This window comes from Embleya sp. NPDC059213, from assembly GCF_042754445.1.
GTDB lineage: Bacteria > Actinomycetota > Actinomycetes > Streptomycetales > Streptomycetaceae > Embleya.
In genome coordinates this window covers 1-3,241 of record NZ_JBHZAV010000373.1, presented here as the reverse complement: position 1 = coordinate 3,241, position 3,241 = coordinate 1, and the positions used below count along the sequence as shown (strand labels likewise).

2 protein-coding genes are annotated in these 3,241 nt (G+C 70.2%); one reads left to right on the top strand and one right to left on the bottom strand.

What is annotated here, in order from left to right; genetic code table 11:
• Positions 1-31: 31 nt before the first annotated feature.
• Positions 32-2,326, bottom strand: a complete 2,295-nt coding sequence (locus ACFXMF_RS47265) for an MMPL family transporter (protein WP_379992762.1) — start codon at positions 2,324-2,326, stop codon at positions 32-34.
• A gap of 348 nt (positions 2,327-2,674) precedes the next feature.
• Here ACFXMF_RS47265 and ACFXMF_RS47260 point away from each other — a divergent pair.
• Positions 2,675-3,241: TetR/AcrR family transcriptional regulator (locus ACFXMF_RS47260; RefSeq protein ID WP_380021300.1), on the top strand; the 567-nt coding region annotated here is incomplete at its 3' end.

Below are 3,241 nucleotides of genomic sequence, written 5' to 3'. Positions count from 1 at the left end.
GGGCACACCCCGTCTCGGTCGTGCGTTGCGATCAGACGCGAACCGCGTCCCGATCCGGGTCGACGTCGCGCCCACCGCGGTCCGTCGGGTCGAACGGGTTCGCCTGCGCCTTCGCGGCGGCGGCGTCGTCGCCCAGGTACTTGCGCAGCCCCTCGCCCTCGACGTCCACGTTCGGGATGAGCTTGTTCAGCCACGCCGGCAGCCACCACGCGGACTTGCCGAGCAGCGCCAGTACGGCCGGCACGATCGTCATCCGGACCACGAACGCGTCGAACAGGACGGCGGAGGCGAGACCGAAGCCGATCATCTTGACCATCGAATCGGGCGCCCCGATGAAGCCGGCGAACACCCCGATCATGATCAACGCGGCGGCCGTGACCACCCGCGCACCGTGCTTGAACCCGCTGACCACGGCCTGCCTCGGGCTCTCGCCGTGCACGTACGCCTCGCGCATCCCAGTGACCAGGAAGACCTCGTAGTCCATCGCGAGTCCGAACACGATGCCCACCAGGAAGATCGGCATCATGCTCATGATCGGCCCGGTCTGGTCCACCCCGATCAGGCTGCCGAACCAGCCCCACTGGAACACCGCGACCACCGCGCCGAGCGAGGCGACCACCGAGAGCAGGAAGCCGCCGGCCGCCTTGAGCGGCACCAGGACCGACCGGAACACCGCCATCAGCAGCAGGATCGCGAGGCCGACGACCAGCGCCAGGTACGGCAGCAGCGCGTCGTTCAGACGCTGCGAGAAGTCGATGTTCAGCGCCGGACCGCCGCCGACCAGCGTCTCGGCACCGGTGCGGGCCTTGGTCTGGTCCGCCGTGGCGCGGATCGCGTGCACCAGGTCCTTGGTGGCGTTGCTGCTCGGCTTCGAATTCGGCGTGATCTCGATGATCGCCGTGTTCTCCGCCTTGTTGAAGGTGGCGGGAGCGATCGAGGCGATGCCCTTGACCTTGCCCAGCGCGTTGGTGACCTCGGCCGCCGCGGCCCTGCCGTTGTTGTTCTTCGCGGCGTCCACCACGACCAGGAGCGGCCCGTTGAAGCCGGGGCCGAAGCTCTCGGTCAGCAGGTCGTAGCCACGACGCTGGGTGGTGTCGGTCGACTTCACGCTGTCGTCCGGCAGGCCCAGCTCCATGCTCGCGGCGGGCAGCGCCAGCGCGCCCAGACCCAGTACCGCGACCACCAGCACCTTGACCGGACGGCGCAGCACGAACCGCGCCCACCGGGTGCCCATGTTCGGCTTCTCCGAGCCCCGTCGGTGGCCGGTGCCGCCGGCGGCGATCTCGGCGTCGCGCTGGGCGAAGCGCTTGCGGTCCTTGCGGCCGAATATGCGCTTGCCCGCGAAGCCCAGGATGGCCGGCACGAAGGTCAGTGCGACCAGTACCGCGACCGCGACGGTGCCGGCCGCGGCCAGGCCCATCTCGGTCAACATCGGGATGTTGACCACGGCCAGACCGGCCAGCGCGACCACCACGGTGAGGCCGGCGAAGACCACCGCCGAACCCGCGGTGCCCACTGCCCGGCCGGCGGCGTCCTCGGGTTCGCGGCCCAGGGTCAACTCGCTGCGATAGCGCGAGACCACGAACAGCGCGTAGTCGATGCCGACCGCCAGGCCGAGCATCATCGCCAGGGTCGAGGTGGTGGGGGAGAGGTCGAACACACCCGCGAGGGCGGTGATGCTGCCGACGCCGACCGCGACCCCCAGCAGCGCGGTGAGCAGCGGCAGACCCGCCGCGATCATCGCGCCGAAGGTGATCGCCAGGACCACGGCCGCGATCAGGACGCCGACGATCTCGCCGTTGCCCGGGCCGGAATCGTCCTGGAGCGCGTCGCCGCCGACCTCGACGGTCAGGCCGGCCGCGCGTCCCTGCTGGGCCGCGTGCGTGAGCGTGTCGCGGGTCTTGTCGTGCAGCGTGTCGGCCGGGTCCTGGTAGGCCACGGCCGCATACGCGGTGGTGTGGTCCTTGCTGACCGTGCCCGCCTCGAACGGGTCGGCGGCACTGGCCACCTGGTCGGTGCCCTTGAGCGCGCCGACCACCTGTAGGACGGCCGCCTTGTTCTTGGCGGAGTCGATCTGCTGGCCGGCGGGCGCGCGGAAGACGATCCGCGCGCTGGCACCGCCGGCGGCGGCCTCGGGCGTGCGGGCCTCCAGCAGGTCGACGGCCTTCTGCGCCTCGATGCCGGGAACCGAGAAGGGTTTGGCAGCCGGGGAGGACGCCGTCGAGGCGCCGAATCCGACCAGGGCGAGGATCGCCACCCAGAGCAGGACGACCAGGCGTCGCCGCCGGAAGGCGGCCCGACCGAGTCGGTACAGGAATGTGGCCATGAAGGAGTCTCCAGGCTCGTGCGAGTCGGGACGTGAGGGCAGGACGTGCGGGATCGCCCCGGGGCGACACGTGTCGCCGGCACCGGGTGGGATCCGAAATGGGAGTGGGGCGGTCGGGTATGGGCAGGCGCAAGCAGAGGTATGGCAGTTGTGAGCTGGTCACATGCCCGAACGGCCGAGCTGTTCTACTAGCCGGACAGTAGAAATTATGCCGGGCCGCAAGCCCCACGTATGTCCTTCCGAAGGTGTGGACACACGTACTACGTAGGGCGTACTTTCTACTGGCCGTACAGTAGATATAGGCGTCGGACGGCACACGCAGCGCCTGCAGTGGGGAAGGAGTCGCACGTGACCGGCCAACGAGGCGACACCCGGCGCAGGGTCCGCGAGACCGCGTCGACCCTGTTCGCAGAGAAGACCTACGGCGCCACCACGCTCCAGGACATCGCCGACACGATGGGCGTGACCAAGGCGGCCCTGTACTACTACTTCCGGACCAAGGAAGAGATCCTCGCCGACCTGGTCGAGCCGGCCATCGTCGAGCTGGAGGCGATCCTGGACCGGGCCGAGGGCCAGTCCTTCTCGCCCGCGGCCACCCGCGAGTTGTTGCTCGCGATGGGCGAGTTGTACGCGGCCGATCGCCGCCGGCTGATCATCCTCATGTTCGACCGGACCTTCAAGACCCAGCCGGTGCTGGGCGAGCGGGTGATGGTGTGTCGACAGCGCACCCAGCAGGCGCTGGCCCGTGGGAGCGCGCACGACTCGGCCGGCGATGTGCGCGCGATCGCGGCGTTGGCGGCGCTGACCGTTCCGCTGGCGGCGCTGGAGGGGTACGAGGACCTGCGGCCGTTGGTCGCCCCGTCGGTGGCGGCGGCCTGCGCGGTGCTCGGCATCCGAGCACCGCGCGCGAACGCG

Excerpts from the sequence above, each read along its gene's own strand:
- ACFXMF_RS47265 (WP_379992762.1), bottom strand. The coding sequence starts at position 2,326 with ATGGCCACATTCCTGTACCGACTCGGTCGGGCCGCCTTCCGGCGGCGA.